Genomic DNA, 16645 nt, shown 5'->3' on the forward strand with positions numbered 1-16645 from the left:
AGGCGGGTGCCCCGTTCGCGTCCGAAAGCGTACAATTCGTCGTGTCGGCGCGACGACGTCATGGGGACCGGTTCTCGCCAACAGGTGTGCTCATCCATGTTGGATATTCCGGGGTACCGGGTTCTGGGAACCATCCGAGCCACGGGCTCGAACGCTTTGTTTCAGGCGGTGCGTGAGGCCGATGGCCTGCCCGTCATCATCAAGACCCCCATGCTGGCCTCGCCCGGTCGCCCGGAGAGCGAGCGCTACCGGCGCGAGTTCTCGATCCTGCAGCGGCTTCGGGACGTGCGGGGCGTGGTCAGGCCCTATGCCTACGAACGGCTCGGCGAGCGGCCCCTGTTGCTGCTGGAGCGGGTGCAGGGCCACTCCCTGTCCGAGTCCACGGGCCACCCCCTGGAGCTCTCCCGGTTCCTGCAGCTGGCCCTCTCCCTGGCTTCCACCCTGGGTGAGGTCCACGGGCGCAACGTCATCCACAAGGACATCAAGCCCTCCAACATCATCCTGGAGCCCTCGGGCGACGCACGGCTCATCGACTTCGGGGTGGCCACCCTGCAGAAGGTGGAGCACCTGGACGCGGCGCCGACACACCTCATCGAAGGCACGCTGGCCTACATGTCGCCAGAGCAGACGGGGCGGATGAACCGGGCGGTGGACTACCGCACCGACTTCTACTCCCTGGGGATCACCTTCTACGAGCTGCTCACAGGGCGTCGCCCCTTCCAGGGGAAGGACGCGCTCGAGTGGTTCCACGCCCACATGGCGCAGAAGCCCAGGCCGCCGCACGAGTTGAACCCGCAGGTGCCCCCGGTCTTGTCCGCCCTCGTCCTCAAGCTCCTGGCGAAGGTGGCCGAGGAACGCTACCAGAGCGCCGAGGGACTCCAGGCCGACCTGGAGCGCTGCCGCCAGGCGCTGAGCCAGGGCGTGCGGGAGGAATTCACGTTGGGCACACAGGACACGCCCAACCACTTCCAACTGCCGCAACGGCTCTACGGACGAGAGGAGCAGGTGTCCACCCTGCTCGAGGGCTTCGAGCGGGTGGCGAGCACGGGCAGGCCGGAGCTGGTCCTCGTCAGCGGGTACTCGGGCATCGGCAAGTCCTCCGTGGTGAACGAGTTGCACAAGCCCGTGGTCCAGCGCCGCGGCTTCTTCCTGAGTGGCAAGTTCGACCAGTTCCAGCGGGACATCCCCTACACCACCCTGGCCCAGACACTCCGGGGCCTCGTGCAGCAGTTGCTCGCGGGGAGCGATGAGGAGCTCGCCCGGTGGCGCCAGCAGGTGAACCAGGCCTGGGAAGGCCAGGGCCAGCTGCTCGTGGATCTCGTGCCCCAGCTGGAGGTGCTGGTGGGCCCTCAGCCCGCGCTCCAGGAGGTGCCCCCTGGCGAGGTGCAGCACCGCTTCTATCGGGTGGTCCGCCAGTTCCTCTCGGTGTTCGCCACCCCGCGGCACCCCCTGGTGGTGTTCCTGGATGACCTGCAGTGGGCGGACCTCGCCAGTCTGCAGCTGCTCTCTCATATGCTGTCGCAGCCGGAAGCCCTCCCGGTGTTGTGGATTGGCGCCTACCGGGACAACGAGGTGGGCCCCTCCCACTCGCTCCTCTCCGTGTTGGACGAGGCGCGCAAGACGGGGGCACGAATGACGGACATCCGCCTGGAGCCGCTGAACGTGGCCCAGGTGGAGCAGCTGGTCGCCGACACGCTGCCAGGAGCGGACAGGGAAGTGGTCGCCCCCCTCTCGGCGATGGTGCACGAGAAGACGGGCGGCAACCCCTTCTTCCTGTTGCAGCTGCTGGTGGCGCTCCACCAGGACGGCCTGCTGGTGCGTGTGCCCGGAGGAGGCTGGCGGTGGGACGCCGAGGGAGTGCGGGCCCGGGACTATTCGGAAAACATCGTCGACTTCATGGTGGGCAAGCTGCGTCAGCTCCCCCCGGGCACGCAGCATCTGCTGCAGCTGGCGGCGTGTGTGGGCAATGTCTTCCCCCTCCAGATGTTGGGCACCCTCGCCGGTCTGTCCGAGGAAGGAGAGGTGGAGCAAGGCATCGAGCCCGCGCTCCAGGAAGGCATGCTGGTGCGCGCCAGCCCGACCCTGTACCGCTTCCTCCATGACCGCATCCAACAGGCTGCCCATTCCCTCCTCTCCGAGTCCCAGCGCAAGGCCGCCCACCTGCGCATCGGCCGGTTGATGCTCGAGGGCCTCTCCCAGGAACAACTGCGCGAATCGCTCTTCGACGTGGTGAGCCAGCTCAACGCCGGGGTGGAGCTGATGGAGGACCCCGCGGAGCGCCACCACCTCATGCGGTTGAACACCGAGGCGGGTGACAAGGCCAGGGCCGCGATGGCGCTCCGCCCCGCCATCACCTACTTCTCGACGGCCTTCTCGCTCATTCCAGGAGACCCCTGGGAGACGGACCCCGAGCTGGCCTTCAAACTGAAATTCACCCAGGCGCGCTGTGAATTCATGCACGGCAACATCGCCGAGGCGCGCCGGCAGGTCGACACGCTCCTCCCCCGGGCTCGTACCCGCGCGGACTCCGTGGCCGTCCACATCCTGAGGATGGACGTCCACTTCGCCATGAGCGAGAGCCAGCGGGGTCTGGCCTGCATGCGGGAATGCCTGGCCGTGCTGGGCATGCCGCTCTCGACAACCCCCTCCTGGGAGGAGGCGGTGGCCGCTCATGAGGAGGTGTGGACCTTGCTGGGGGAGCGCCCCATCGAGAGCCTCATCGACCTGCCACCCATGACCGACCCGGACGTGAAGCTGGCCGTCAGCACCCTCCTGGAGTTCTACCCGACCGCGTACGCCACCAATCACCACCTGTTCATCATCATCGTGAGCAGGATTGTCTCCCTCACCATCCGCCACGGTTTCGTGGATGCCGCCACGCCCGGATGTGGCTGGTTTGGCTTCATCTCCAGCTCGTACTTCAAGCGGTACCGGGAAGGCCTTGCCTTCTCCAGGCTCGCCCTCGGGTTCGTCGAGCAGTACAACCTGACCGCCCACCGCGGGAGGGTTCTCTACTGCATGCAGTTCTGCAGCTATTGGACCCGGCCCCTGCCCCAGGCGCAGGAGTTCGTCACCAAGGGACTCCACCACGCGCTTCAGGTGGGGGACATCCTGGGTGCCGCCTACAGCAACTGGTACATCGTCTACAACCGTCTCTTCATGGGGCATCACCTGGATGAGGTCTACCGGGAGACGCTCGTGCGCGGCGGGTTCTTGAGCAAGACGGGCATCAGGGAGCCCCAGGACTATGTCCTGTTGGATCAGCGCTACGTGCAGAACATGCGCGGGCACACCCACTCGTTCGGCACGCTGAACGGGGACGGCTTCGATGAGCAGGCCTTCGAGGCCCAGCTCCCCCAACGCCAGGCGACCCTGAAGAGCAACTATTGGCTCGCCAGACTCCAGTCGCGATTCATGTGCGGTGCCTACGCGGAGGCCCGGGAGGCAGCGGACAAGACGGCCGAGTTCCTGTGGGTCATGCAGGGCACACTCCCCCAGTGCGTCTTCCATTTCTACCGCGCCCTCGCCCTGGCGGCGTGCTTCGAGGGGGCCACGCCCGAGGAGCAGCGGCGGTTCCTCGAGGCCATCCAGTCGCACCAGCGGCAGCTCGCGGAGTGGGCGGAGAATTGCCCCGAGAACTTCCACGCGCTCGAGCGACTGGTGTCCGCGGAGCTGGCCCGCCTCGCGGGACGGTCCGAGGAGGCCACGTGCGCTTACGAGGAAGCCATCAACTCGGCGAGAGAGAATGGTGCCACCCAGTACGTGGCACTGGCCAGCGAGCTCGCCGCGAACTTCTGGCGCACGCGGAAGGCGCCCATCGTCGCTCACGCCTTCGCACGTGAAGCCCGGGCGGCGTACCGGCAGTGGGGCGCCCTGGGCAAGGTCCAGCACCTGGAGTCCCAGTGGCCCCACCTCTCTTCCGTGGCGTCCGCGGAGGACGAGCTGACCACCAGCAGTACGGACTCGACCCGCATCGACGCGCTCACGGTCGTCAAGGCCCAGCAGGCCGTCTCCAGTGAAATCGTCCTGGAGCGACTGGTCACCACGCTGCTGCACGCGGCCATCGAGAACGCGGGCGCCCAGCGAGGCGCCCTGCTACTGCCCGACGGCGACACCCTGTCGGTGGCCGCCAGCTCCGATACGTCGTCGGAGGGAGCGGCCCCCGAGCTCCCGTGGACGCTCCTCGCCTATGTCCGGCGCGCACAGGAGCACGTGCTCATCGGCGATGCCTCCAAGCCCCATCCCTTCTCGTCCGACGCGTACCTGGCACACAGTGGAGCGCGCTCGGTGTTGTGCCTGCCCCTGATGAGGCAGGAGCGGTTCTCCGGCGCGCTCTACCTGGAGAACAACCTGGCCACCAACGCCTTCAGCCCCGCGCGCCTGGCGCTCCTGGGTCACATCGCCTCCCAGGCGGCCATCTCCATCGAGAACGCCCGGCTCTATGAGGACGTCCAGCGCGCCAGGGCGGAGCTCCGCCAGGCCAATGAGGAGCTGGAGCAGCGGGTGGAGGAGCGTACGCGTGAGCTCAAGCAGGCCCAGGCCCGCCTGGTGGATACCGCTCGCGAGGTGGGCATGGCGGAGGTGGCCTCCAACGTGCTGCACAACGTGGGCAACGTGCTCACCAGCGCCGTCGTCAACCTCGAGATGATTCGTAAAGCCGTGGGCTCCTCGCGCGTGGGCCGCCTGAAGCAGGCCTCGAACCTGCTGCTGGAGAACCGGGCCGGACTGGCCGACTTCCTCGCCGAGGGATCTCGCGGCAGCCACCTGCCGGACTACCTCTCCGCGCTCGCTGACGAGTTGATGCACGAGCAGACCCGCCTCATGGATGACGTCGATGCCATGGGCCGTCACATCGATCACATCCGCACCATCGTCCAGGTTCAGCAGACGTATGCCAGGACCACGCTCATGACGGAGGAGTGCGACCTGGGCCACCTCATCGACGACGCCCTGCGCATCCAGATGCCCGCCCTGCAGCGCCACGGAGTGTCCGTCCGCATCGAACGCGTTCCCGTCCCCAAGGTGAAGGTGGACAAGCACAAGGTGCTGCAGATCCTCATCAACCTGCTGAGCAATGCCAAACACGCGCTGGACTCGAAGCCCGAGGGGCAGCGCAACCTGTGGGTGAAGCTGAGAGCGGAAGGGCCGGTGGCACGCATCCAGGTGGTGGATGATGGGATGGGAATCGCGCCCGAGGTGAAGGGGAAACTGTTCGCCCACGGCTTCACCACCCGCAAGGACGGCCACGGCTTCGGCCTGCACTCCAGCGCCCTGGCGGCACAGCTCCTCAATGGCCGTCTGAGCATCGAGAGCGAGGGACCCGGAAAGGGCGCCGTGACCACGCTGGAGCTACCTCTCTCCTAGAGGCCCAGGCCCCTGCCGCTCACCGTGATGGGGTCAGCGTTGCTGGCAGCGACAGCAGCTCGAAGTCATCCGCCGTGAAGGCCCTCGCGTCCGTCGCCGTGAGCAACCCCGTCCAGGACTCGTCCTTGCCCGTCAGCACTTCGGCATAGAACGTCGCGACCCCCGCGCGGTCGACGACGTAGGCGCCATACGTCTTCAGCGCCGTGCCGATGATTCGACACGCCGTGTTCGCTCCACACGCGCGGTTCACGTCGACCGAGGACTTCAGCCGCAGGCGTGCCCCCTCCGGAATGCAGGCCGGTCCATTTCGCTCCGGGTCGTCCACGTTGTCGCTGTGCGACGCGATATTGACGGTCACGCCATCCGTCCCCAGCCCCCTGGCGTAATGGTGGCCGCCCGTCCAGGGGTAGGCCATCGCGAGCGCATGGGGAATCACGCCCGCCTTCATTTCCTTGTGGAGGATGCTGCCCGCGATCAAGGAGCCGCCATAGGCCCGGGCGCTCAGCGCACCCGCCTCGGTCTGATAGCCCATGCCGTGCGTATCGAAGCGCGCACCCGCCCCGGCCATCCATTCTCCCGCCTCGTTCTTTCGCAGCTCCCAGAACTCATACAGCGTGTGCTGGGGCACATCCCACACGGCGAGGTGATGGTCGGAGCCCACGGCGGGCGTGGCCTGCTCGGGAAGGGGCACCGACGAGAAACCACCCCACCAGCCATACGTATCCCCGACCCGGACTCTTCGAGTCGAGGCATCGGCGGTGTACAGGGGGACGCCGTAGTCCGGGTAGGCCGTCGTTCCCGCGATGTCGAAGCCCTTGCCCGCGACCTTGAACGCATGCTTCAGGCTTCCAACCGAATCACTGGAGATCCTCAGGGCGGACGTCGGGTCGGGGCTCCCCGTGGCCGGCGTGTTCCAGGGTGACGCGGAGGAAAACAGCCGTTCATCCGCTACCTCGGCCGGGGCCTCCGCGCCGCTCGTGCCACTGCTCGAGCCCACACAGCCGGACATCGCGAGCAGGGCCAGGGCCCAGGCGGGTGCAGCGAGGGGGCGTATCGTTCTCTTGCTCATGTCGCGCCGAGTCTAGAGGGAGGTGCTCTCGGTGACGAAGTACGGCAACATGGGTGCGGCCGTGCCAGGCGGGAGCCGCGAGCTCTGGTTGTGCCCGGTATGGGAGCGAGCATGACGATTTCATGGCTGGGAAGTGGAGCACCCTCACCTGCGGGTGCCTGGAGACTGCTGCCCCTGGTGTGCGTGTGGCTGAGCTGCGGCGGGTCCGGAGGAAGGGAAGCGCGGGCGCTTCACGAGGACGGCCGTGCCGCCGTGACACAGGGGCGGCGCCAGGCCGCGCTGGCGGCCGGGCCGGTGTCGACGCTGCGCGGCTACCACGAGATGCACACGGCGACGCTGCTGCCCTCGGGCAAGGTGCTGGTGGCCGGGGGGCCTGGAACGAACGCCGAGGAGTTCGACCCGGCCACGGGCACCTGGAGCACGATGGGCCCGATGCTCGAGGCCCGCTACACCGCCACGGCGACGCTGCTGCCCTCGGGCAAGGTGCTGGTGGTCGGTGACTTCCTGGAACCCAACGGCACCACCGCGGAGGTGTACGACCCGGCCACGCGCATCTGGAGCATGACGGGGCCGCTGAGCAACAGCCGCTACCTCCACACGGCGACGCTGCTGCCCTCGGGCAGGGTGCTGGTGGTGAGCCGGGATGAAGCGGAGGAATACGACCCGGCCACCAACACCTGGCGCACGACACGTGCGATGGCCACGGACCGCCTCGAGCACGCGGCGACGCTACTGCCCTCGGGCGAAGTGCTCATCACCGGAGGTCACGGGCAGGACCACACGCTGGCCAGCGCGGAGGTGTACGACCCGGCCAAGGGCACCTGGCGCACGACGGCGCCCATGAACCAGGCCCGCCGAAACCACACGGCGACGCTGCTTCCCTCGGGCAAGGTGCTGGTCACCGGGGGCTCCGGAGAGGATGACGGCGCACTGACCAGCGCCGAGGTGTACGACCCGGCCACGGGCACCTGGAGCGCGACGGGCGCCCTCACCACGGCCCGCGCCGACCACACGGCGACCCTGCTGCCCTCGGGCCGGGTGCTGGTGGCCGGGGGTGACTCCGATGGCGTCCTCACCAGCGTGGAGGTGTACGACCCCGTCACGGGCACCTGGAGCGTGACGGCTCCGCTCATCACGTCGGGCCACGTCTTGCAAACGGCGACCCTGCTGCCCTCGGGCAAGGTGCTGTTCGTCCACGGCCAGCAGGCGGAGGTGTATGAGCCTCCCACCACGAGCACCTGGAGCCCAGTCGCCGTGCCGGCCCTGTTCCATCGTGGCCACACGGCGACCCTGCTGCCCTCCGGTCAGGTGCTGGTGGCCGCGGGCGAGGGGTCGGTCCGCTCGGAGGTGTACGACCCGGCCACGAACACCTGGCGCGAGACGGGGGCGCTGGCCCACACCCGCTCCGGCCATACGGCGACGCTGCTGCCCTCGGGCCAGGTGCTGGCCGTCGGAGGGGGGGCGGCCAGCGCGGAGGTGTACGACCCGGACACGGGCACCTGGCTCGAGACGGGCGCGATGAAGACGAACCGCTCCGGCCACACGGCGACGCTGTTGCCCTCGGGCAGGGTCCTGGTGGTCAGCGGAACGGATGCGGAGGAATACGACCCTGGCACGGGCACCTGGAGCGAGACGGGCCGGCTGGCCACGGCTCACACCCACCACACGGCGACGCTGCTGCCCTCGGGCAAGGTGCTGGTCGCCGGAGGAGGAACGGTCACCGCGGAGCTCTACGACCCGGCCGGGCGCACCTGGAGCACGACGAGGGTGATGAGCCAGGCCCGTGCCCACCACACGGCGACGCTGTTGCCCTCGAGCCAGGTGCTGCTCACCGGGGGCGCCGGAGAGGATGGCGGCGCGCTGACCAGCTCCGAGGTGTACGACCCGGACACGGGCATCTGGCACGAGACGGGTGCACTGGCCCACGCCCGCTCCGGCCACACGGCGACGCTGCTGCCCTCGGGCAAGGTGCTGGCCTCGGGCGGCGTGACTGGCGGCTTCAGCTCGGAGGAGTACGACCCGGCCACGGGCACCTGGAGCGCGGCGGCCACCCTGCCCGACGCCCGCTCCGGCCACACGGCGACCCTGCTCCCCACGGGCCAGGTGCTGGTGGTCGGCGGCACGGACACCCTGAATGCCTCCCACGCGGCGCTGTACACGGACCCGCGGGTTCTCGAGACCTGGCGCCCGGCCGTGGACGCGCTGGTCGCGAGGCCAGGAGCGGCGTTCCGGCTCACCGGGCGCGGCTTCCGGGGCCTGTCCGAGGCCAGCGGCGGCATCACCCAGGGCTCCACGACCAACTTCCCCCTGGTCGGTCTGCTGACCCCGGAGGGAAACTCGCTCCTCCGCCTTCCGGGGAGCGACTTCTCGGACACGGCCGTCACCGTCTCACTGCCCGCGGTGAAGGATGGCCATTACCTGCTGTCCGTGATGACGAACGGCATCACCGGCGGGCAGTTCCTCCGGGTGGACGGCACCGCTCCGGCTCCGCCCCAGGTGGAGACTCCGGCCAACGGGGCCTGGCTCAACACCTCCCGGCCCACCCTCTCCGGCACCGCCGATCCGGGCAGCACGGTGCGGCTGGCGCTGTCCGGAGGGCAGACGTGGACGCTCACGGCCGACGCGCGAGGCGCCTGGAGCCACACCCCGGACACGGCGCTGGCCGAGGGGCTCTACACGGTCTCGATCACCGCCCTCGACGAGGCCGGAAACGAGAGCCCGGCGACCGAGGAGCTCGGCTTCACCGTGGACACGCTGTCCCCCAATGCGCCGAGGGTGACGGCCCCCTTCGAGGGCAGCTCCTTCTATTCCACCCGGACGCCAGACATCATGGGCAGGACCGAGCCGGACATCACGGTGCGGCTGAGACTGGATGGGGGTGAGGCAGTGACGCTGAAGGCCAATGGCGTGGGCGCGTGGAAGTTCACGCCCCCCCAACCCCTGGCGCTCGGACGCCATGTCGTCTCCGTCACCGCGACGGACCTCGCGGGCAACACCAGCGAGCCCACCACCTCCTCCTTCACCCTCGCCACTCCCGGCAGCTACTACGGCTGGAGCTGCACCACCTCTCCCGCCTTCCCGCTGCTCTGGGCCTGGGTGCTGGTGGCCTTCTGGCTCCATCGAGAAGGCGCACGTCGAAGCCGGTGATTTGGGCTGCCACCGGTGACCGGGGCGCTTTGACCCCCTCCACGGGCCGTGGTAGCCAAATGACCGCTGGGCCGCAGCAGTGACGCTGCTGCGGGCCTCCTCCTCGAGGAGGCGAACAAAGCTACGTCACCTGAACCCGTGGGCCGAGAGGCCCGAGACGCGGGGAGGTGGCGAGCCTTCGTCACCTCCCCAGGAGGAGATGAAGATGACGACGAAGCCCACCCCCGACGAAGTGGCGACCGCGTACGACGCCTGGTCCGAGGTGTACGACACCCAGACCAACGCCACGCGCGACCTCGATGCCACCATCCTCCAGAGCCAGGACCCCTCTCTCTTCCGAGGTGACGTCCTGGAGATTGGGTGTGGCACCGGGAAGAACACTGAATGGCTCGCCCCCAGGGTCCGCAACCTGGTCGCGCTCGACGCCTCGGAGAAGATGTTGAACCGCGCGCGCGAACGCACCGGGGTTCAACACGTCCAGTTCTTCCTGCATGACCTGCGCAAACCTTGGCCCGTTGGGGAGGCCTCTCGCGACACCGTCACCTGCAATCTGGTACTCGAGCACATCGAGGACCTGTCCTTCGTCTTCTCCGAGGCGAAACGCGTCCTCAGGCCAGGTGGCAGGCTCTTCATCTGCGAGCTACACCCCTACCGGCAGCTCCAGGGCAGGCAGGCGTATTTCGTGAATCCGAACACCGGCGCCCACCAGAGCATCCGCAGTTACCTGCACGACGTCTCGGAGTACCTGAACGCAGCCGCGGATGCGGGCTTCGTGTTGGTTCAAGCAAGGGATTGCCGGGATGACGGTGAACCGCGCACGGCCGTGCCCCGCCTGCTCTCCCTGCTCTGGCGGAGCTGACGACGGTACGCGCCGGGCGTCTGGCCGACGTGTCGCTTGAAGACCTTTCCAAAGGCGCTGTCGGTCTCGTAACCCACGGCCTCGGCGATGGCAGTCAATGAGTCCTCGCTCTCCGCCATCAATTGCATGGCCGTGTGCATCCTCCAGCGCGTGAGATACGACAAGGGGCTCTCGCCAATGACGCGTTGGAAGCGTGCGGCGAACATCGAGCGCGACATGCGGGCGATTCTCGCCATCGCTTCCACCGTCCACGGATGCTGGGGCCGTTCGTGCAACTGCTGAAGGACCGGCCCCAGTTGAGGGTGCTCCAACGCTCGAAGCCATCCGCCCCTCTCGGGGGGCAACGTCTCGACGTAGGTGCGCAGCGCGTGGATGAACAGGACGTCGGCCAGCCGGGTGGCAACGATTTCGTGCCCGGGCCGTCCCGCCTCCATCTCCGCGGCGACGAGCTGGACGGTGGACTCCACCCAACGCGAGGAGACGACCCCGTCTCCTTTGACGTGCAGCACCCGAGGCAGGCCCGCGAGCACGGGGTTGAGCCACGTCCCCTTGAACCCGAAGCTGAAGGAGATGAGCGTCGTCGGCGTCCCATCCCCGCCGTAGCGCAGGATGCCTCCGCATCGGCCGCCGTGTGCCGCGTAGATTTCAGGTAGGGGATACGCGCGCGTCCTGGGTGAGTCCCTCAAGACATGGGGCGTGCCACCCAGAATGAAGACCCAGTCGCCCGCGGCGAGCGGGATGCGCTTGCGTTCGAGCTCCAGCCAACAGCCTCCGCGAGAAATCGCGTGGAAGAACCCCGGATGTCCGAGGTCGAGTGCGAGCCCCCACGGCGCGCTCAGCTCCAGTCGACCATAGACCTCGGTCTTCAATTGAAGGCTGCGCAGCGAATCCGCCAGGACGTCCATTCGTGCCTCCCCATCAGACGATCGGACCAGAAAATCAGAGGATTGCACATGGAACGTCCGACATCACAGCTCTAGACATGGGCTCCAAGGAAGGAAGCCGTTCGCCCAGGAGCCATCCATGACCGCCGTTTCCATCACTCCCACCACCACGAAGGCGACTTCCTGGTCCCGCGCGGCACTCGTCCGCGTGCTCTGGCCCGGGTGGGCTGCGTCCGTCCCCGTCGTCGTGCTGGCCACGCTCGCCGTCCACGTGACGCCGCACGTTCGTGGCATCGCGTTCTTCCCGGCGCTTCGCTACGCGGTCGTCACGCCCGCCTGCATTCTCGTCGCGGTCGCGTCGGCATTCCTGTACCGCGCTCTCACCAAGCGATCCGCGCACCCTCGCGCGCTCCTGGCGGCAGCGCTCGTTGGGCTCGCGCTAGCCGTCCTCCTCGGGATGGCAGCCGTAGGAACACCCGGCCTCGCCGCCGCGGCCTTCCCCGCCGTGCTCGGCGTCGGTGTCGCGTTGGCCCTGCTCATCCCGCGCTTCGCCGATCGCCCGCGACGCTCGCGAGGAGGCACCATCGCGCTCGTGGCCTTCGGCATGCTCGAGGTCATCGGTGTCTTCGGCGCGCTCTCGAGCGAAACCGTCGCCCCGCGCGACGCTCGGGGGCTTGCGTTCGGAATTCCGCGCGAGATGTTCGACGTCGACCACAAGTTCATCGGGCTCCCCAGCGGAGCCCGTATCCACTACGTGGACGAAGGCGAGGGCGAGACGCTCCTCTTCCTGCACGGCAACCCGGCGTGGTCGTTCCAGTGGCGCGACCTCATTCGAGGCCTTCGAGGCTCGTACCGCTGCATCGCGCTCGACTACCCTGGCTTTGGCTTGTCCGAGGCTCCCGCCGGGTTTGGATTCACGCCTCGCGAGCAGAGCCTCGTCGTCGAGGAGTTCGTCGAGCGCCTTGGGCTTCGCGACGTGACGTTGGTCATGCAGGACTGGGGCGGACCCATCGGCCTCGGACTCGCCGGACGCCGTCCCGAGCTCGTGCGCCGCGTCGTTCTCGGGAGCACGTGGGCATGGCCGACAGACACCAGCTCTCCGCGCGGCAGGTTCTCGGTCATCGCCGGCGGACCCCTCGGCGAGTTCGCGCAGGTGAACTTCAACGGCTTCGCCTCGTTCGGAATCAAGAACGGCGTCGTGCGCGAGCTCCCCTCCGACGTCCTCGATGTCTACCTGCGACCCTTCCGTCCCCTGGAGCGCCGTGGCATCGCGGCGTTCTATCCGGGGCAGATCACCGCCGCGAGCGAGTACTTCGCGGAGGTCGAGGCCGGCCTGTCTCGCCTGGCGGACAAGAAGGCGCTCATCTTCTGGGCGCTCCAGGACCTTGGGTTTCCCCGGGCCGATCTCGAACGGTTCGAACGGACCTTCCCGAACCACAAGACGATCGAGCTGCCCGACGCGAACCACTTCTTCTTCGAGGACACCGCGGAACAGATGCTCCCGGAGATCCGTGCGTTCCTGTCGTCGGACCCGGGACGGGCGACCGCGCCCGACGCCGCTGGTGACTCTCGATAACGGAGAACCCAGGGCGCGTGTCGAAGTGCCGGGTGACACTTCCCGCGGCCCGCGGTGTCCCATTGGCCACGAAATGCGCACTCCCGCTCGGGCCGGGAAGCCACGTCACGCGGCCCGAGCGCCCTCACTGCGCGCTCTGTAGAAGCCCCGCATCCCCTCCATCATCCAGCCACGAGGCGTGAGCGCGAGGAAGGAATCGCGAACCGCCACCACCGCCCGGTTCCGTCCGAGGATCATCGACCCCATCCACCGGGCATTGCGCTGGAGCCGTTCGGCGATGGGTTGCACGCGGGCCGAGTAGGCAGCGAGCGCGGCCTGGGCCTCGGAGGTGGTGCTCAGCGCCTCGGCCAACACGACGGCGCTCTGGAGCGCGAAGGCACTTCCCATCCCCGACAGGAACGTGGGGCACGCGGCGGCATCACCCAGCAGGCCGACCCTCCCGCGCACGATGGAGTCGAGGCGGATCATCTTGATGTCATCGACGAACACGAAGCTCTGGTCGTCGATCCCCGCGAAGGCGGTGCGCACCACCGGTGCGAATGCGTTGTACTCACGAGCGAAGAACGCTCGCGTGGCGGCGGCCCCCCGGAGCTTCGGCCGGAGACTCTCCCCGCCGTGGTACACGATCACCGAGAGGCGCCCCGGTGCGCTCGGGATCATCCCCACCATCTTGCCGCAGCCGAGATACGCCGAGATCTCCCCGAGCTCGAGCCCATGCGCCACATCGATGTCGATGGCGACGTAGCTGCCTCCGAGCAGGAGCTCTCCGCTCTCGCCGAAGAGCCGCTTGCGCACCTTCGAGTGGACTCCATCGGCGCCAATCAGCACGTCTCCCCACTCCTCGCGGCCATCGGAGAGCACCACGGTCACGCGCCCGGCCTCCTCGCGGAAATCGGTGACCTCGGTCCCAAAGCGCACGTCGACGTCGTCGCGCACGCGCCGGTGGAGCACGTCGTGGAGATCGGCCCGCCGAATCGGGAGGAACCCCCCCAATCCCGCGTTCAAGGCGGCCAGGCGCTCGGAGCGGAGGAGTTGCCCACCCCGCGTGAGAAACCGCACCCGGCCCGAGAGCGGAAGCGCGCGGGCCTCGCAATCCTCGCGCACCCCAAGCCGGTCGAGCATGGCCACGCCCTCGGCCTTCAGAGCAACGAAGTGGCCCAGCGGCCGGAATTCGCGCGCCCGCTCGATCACCAGGCAGTCATGGCCCGCGTCGCGGAGAAGCCGCGCGAGGGCGAAGCCGCCGATTCCACCTCCCGAGATGAGTACCTTCATGTTCATTCCTCCTTCGGTTCGAATGCGCGGTTTCGGCGCACACAGTGAACTCAGGGGCGCAGCAGGCGCTGGTAGGTGTCGAACACCACCCGCGCGTGCTTGCGCACGACGGCCTCGCTCAACGTCTTGCGGCTGGCGACGAGCGCCTCGTCGAGCACGGAGTCGCTCACCACCATCAGCGAGACCAGGAGCTCGACCGGGAGATCCGTGCGCACGCAACCGAGCTTGCGGCCCAACTGGATGACCGAGCGGAATTGCTCCTCCTGCCGACGGCGCAGCATCGGGGCCAACCGCGGGCTCGCGCGCAATTGCTGGCTGAGCTGACGGAACGCACCGAGCATCTCGGGGAATTTGGAAGCCGCCACCAGCCAGGCAGAGAAGGTCTGCTCCAGGCTCGGCCAGAATTCCTCGGCGCTCACCGGCTGCCGGGGCAGGAGCGGCGGAAGCTGCGCCTCCAGGCGGTCGTACAGGTCCTCCGCGACGGCCGTGAAGAGGTCCTCCTTGTCCACGAAGTAATAGTAGTAGGCCCCCTTGCTCAGGCCCGCCTTCGCGAGGATCGCATTGAGCGAAGCCCCCTCGATTCCCTTCTCCGTGAACTCATGGAGCGCGATGCGCAGCAGCTCGGCGCGCCGGGCCTCGGGAAGTTTGTAGAACCGTTCGAGTGGCATGGACCAATGGTATAGACCACTGGTCTAAACCGCAACGCATTCTCGCCTTCAACACCTTCCGTCCCCTTCCCCCCTGGTCGCCATGGGCCGGATTTCCGCTCCTCAGCCAGCCAGAAGCCCTCCTCGGGGCGCAGTGGCCTCGAGCGCGGACAGGAGGCGGAGCGCGGCGTCATCGACCTCCCGCCGCCACGCGAGGCGCCAGGGTCGGCGGAGCGGTCCCGACGCGAGACGCTTCGCGACCAGGTCCCCCTTGCCGAGGTGCGGGCTGGAGATCCACTCGGAGAGCACCGCGATGCCCATGCCCGCACGCGCCACGTCGAGAATTGCCTCCGTGAGCGGCAGCCGCTCGATGTGAAGCCGCGGCCTCGCCCGGCCAAACACGCTCGCCATGAACCAGTGCGACTCCGCTGGCGCGCCCTGCGCGATCAGGAGCTTGTTCTCGCGGAGGTCCGCGGGCGTGAGCGTCTTGCGCGCCGCGAGCGGATGCGACGCCGACATGATGAACACGACCTCATCGGAGAAGATCTGACGCTCCTCGAGCCTGTCGCGAGGGACCACCGACGTCGTGACGAGCGCGACGTCGATCTCCCCGGCCTCGAGCGCCGCGACGGGAGAATACGTGTGCTCCAGCGCCAGCGCGACCTCGAGCTCCGGCAGGCTCTTGCGCAACCTCATGAGCGTGGACGGAAGCCAGTGGTACACGGTGTAGCACTCGCAGACGAGGCGGATGCGCATGGGCGGAGTCACCGGGGCTCGCACGAGATGCTCGAGGTCGCCCAACTCCACCAGAAGGCGCGTCGCGCCGGTGACGAGGCGCTGCCCCGCCGCGGTGGGGACGAGCCCGCGAGGCGTACGGTCGAAGAGGCGCGTGCCGAGCTTGTCCTCCGCCGCGAGGAGCGCGCGACTCACCGCTGGCTGCGTGAGATGCAGCACGGACGCCGCCTGCGCCGTGGTGCCGGCGGAGGCCAGGGCGAGCACGACGCGAAGGTCGCGCACGTCGAGACGGGGACTCGGAAGGGGAGCAATGTCGTCCATGCATTGAGTCTATGCCAAGGATGCGTTGGACGCATTGCCCCGAGATGCGCAGAGTAACGCTCGTTCCGACGAACGGAACGAGACCGCTCCCTGGAGGAAATACCATGCAACTCTATTATTCGCCCCTGGCTTGTTCGATGGCGGCCCGAATCGCGTTCTACGAGGCAGGCGCGGACGCCACGTTCATCGAGGTTGACCCGAAGACCAAGCTCACGCGCGACGGAACGGACTTCCGGGAGATCCATCCGCTTGGCCTCGTCCCAACCCTCCGCACCGACGACGGCGACATCCTCACGGAGAACGCGGCGATCCTTCAGTATGTGGCCGACTTCTTCCCCAAGGCGAAGCTCGCGCCGACGGACCGCATGGAGCGTGCCCGGTTGCACGAGTGGTTGTGCTTCATCGGGACCGAGCTGCACAAGGCGCTCTTCGTACCACTCCTCGACGCGAAGGCCCCCGAGGGGGCGAAGGCCTACGCGCTGGAGAAGGAGACGTCCCGCCTCTCCCATCTGGAGAAGCACCTGACCGGCCGCGAGTTCCTGCTCGACCGCTTCAGCGTCGCGGACGCGTACCTGTTCACGGTCCTGAACTGGTCCGTGGTGACGCCGGTGGACCTGAAGAAGTGGCCGGCGATCAGCGCATACGTCGCGCGCCTGCGGGACAGGCCGAGCGTGGCGAAGGCGTTCGCGGAGGAGCGGGTGCTCTACGCGGAGGAGCAGGCGCGGCACAAGGCCAGCGCTTGAGCCCACGCAGCCGGACCTCGCGAGCAGG

10 protein-coding genes are annotated in these 16645 nt (G+C 68.2%); 5 read left to right on the plus strand and 5 right to left on the minus strand.

What is annotated here, in order from left to right; genetic code table 11:
- The first annotated feature begins 96 nt into the window (after nucleotides 1–96).
- The gene (locus JQX13_RS10275; protein ID WP_203408857.1) at nucleotides 97–5364 is read left to right on the plus strand and encodes a trifunctional serine/threonine-protein kinase/ATP-binding protein/sensor histidine kinase; all 5268 of its coding nucleotides are present in this window, start codon (nucleotides 97–99) and stop codon (nucleotides 5362–5364) included.
- Between the two features lie 19 nt (nucleotides 5365–5383).
- Here JQX13_RS10275 and JQX13_RS10280 read toward each other — a convergent pair whose 3' ends face one another.
- A complete protein-coding gene (locus tag JQX13_RS10280) occupies nucleotides 5384–6433 on the minus strand; it encodes a hypothetical protein (protein WP_203408858.1) in 1050 nt (349 codons plus the stop codon).
- 111 nt (nucleotides 6434–6544) lie between these two features.
- Between JQX13_RS10280 and JQX13_RS10285 the strand changes: the two genes are divergently transcribed.
- Nucleotides 6545–9580, plus strand: a complete 3036-nt coding sequence (locus tag JQX13_RS10285) for a kelch repeat-containing protein (protein ID WP_203408859.1) — start codon at nucleotides 6545–6547, stop codon at nucleotides 9578–9580.
- A 205-nt stretch (nucleotides 9581–9785) separates the two neighbouring features.
- Nucleotides 9786–10439, plus strand: coding sequence for a class I SAM-dependent methyltransferase (locus tag JQX13_RS10290; protein WP_239014665.1), 654 nt, complete (start codon nucleotides 9786–9788; stop codon nucleotides 10437–10439).
- Here JQX13_RS10290 and JQX13_RS10295 read toward each other — a convergent pair.
- Nucleotides 10361–11344 carry an AraC family transcriptional regulator gene (locus JQX13_RS10295; protein ID WP_203408861.1) on the minus strand — a complete coding sequence of 328 codons (984 nt, stop codon included), beginning with the start codon at nucleotides 11342–11344 and terminating at the stop codon, nucleotides 10361–10363. The two genes, JQX13_RS10290 and JQX13_RS10295, sit on opposite strands and share 79 nt — an antisense overlap.
- 118 nt (nucleotides 11345–11462) lie before the next feature.
- Between JQX13_RS10295 and JQX13_RS10300 the strand changes: the two genes are divergently transcribed.
- A complete protein-coding gene (locus JQX13_RS10300) occupies nucleotides 11463–12899 on the plus strand; it encodes an alpha/beta fold hydrolase (RefSeq protein ID WP_203408862.1) in 1437 nt (478 codons plus the stop codon).
- Between the two features lie 105 nt (nucleotides 12900–13004).
- Here JQX13_RS10300 and JQX13_RS10305 read toward each other — a convergent pair whose 3' ends face one another.
- The 3 genes from JQX13_RS10305 to JQX13_RS10315 form a co-directional block, all read right to left on the minus strand.
- Nucleotides 13005–14171, minus strand: a complete 1167-nt coding sequence (locus JQX13_RS10305; RefSeq protein ID WP_203408863.1) for an FAD-dependent oxidoreductase — start codon at nucleotides 14169–14171, stop codon at nucleotides 13005–13007.
- Between the two features lie 50 nt (nucleotides 14172–14221).
- The gene (locus tag JQX13_RS10310) at nucleotides 14222–14839 is read right to left on the minus strand and encodes a TetR/AcrR family transcriptional regulator (protein WP_203408864.1); all 618 of its coding nucleotides are present in this window, start codon (nucleotides 14837–14839) and stop codon (nucleotides 14222–14224) included.
- 102 nt (nucleotides 14840–14941) lie between these two features.
- Nucleotides 14942–15874: a LysR family transcriptional regulator gene (locus JQX13_RS10315; protein WP_203408865.1), complete on the minus strand. Its 933-nt coding sequence runs from the start codon at nucleotides 15872–15874 to the stop codon at nucleotides 14942–14944.
- 104 nt (nucleotides 15875–15978) lie between these two features.
- Here JQX13_RS10315 and JQX13_RS10320 point away from each other — a divergent pair, with 104 nt between their 5' ends.
- Complete coding sequence (locus tag JQX13_RS10320; protein ID WP_203408866.1) at nucleotides 15979–16617, plus strand: glutathione binding-like protein; 639 nt, start codon at nucleotides 15979–15981, stop codon at nucleotides 16615–16617.
- The last annotated feature ends 28 nt before the right edge of the window (nucleotides 16618–16645 follow it).

Origin of the sequence: Archangium violaceum, assembly GCF_016859125.1 — a bacterium.
GTDB classification, from domain to species: domain Bacteria; phylum Myxococcota; class Myxococcia; order Myxococcales; family Myxococcaceae; genus Archangium; species Archangium violaceum_A.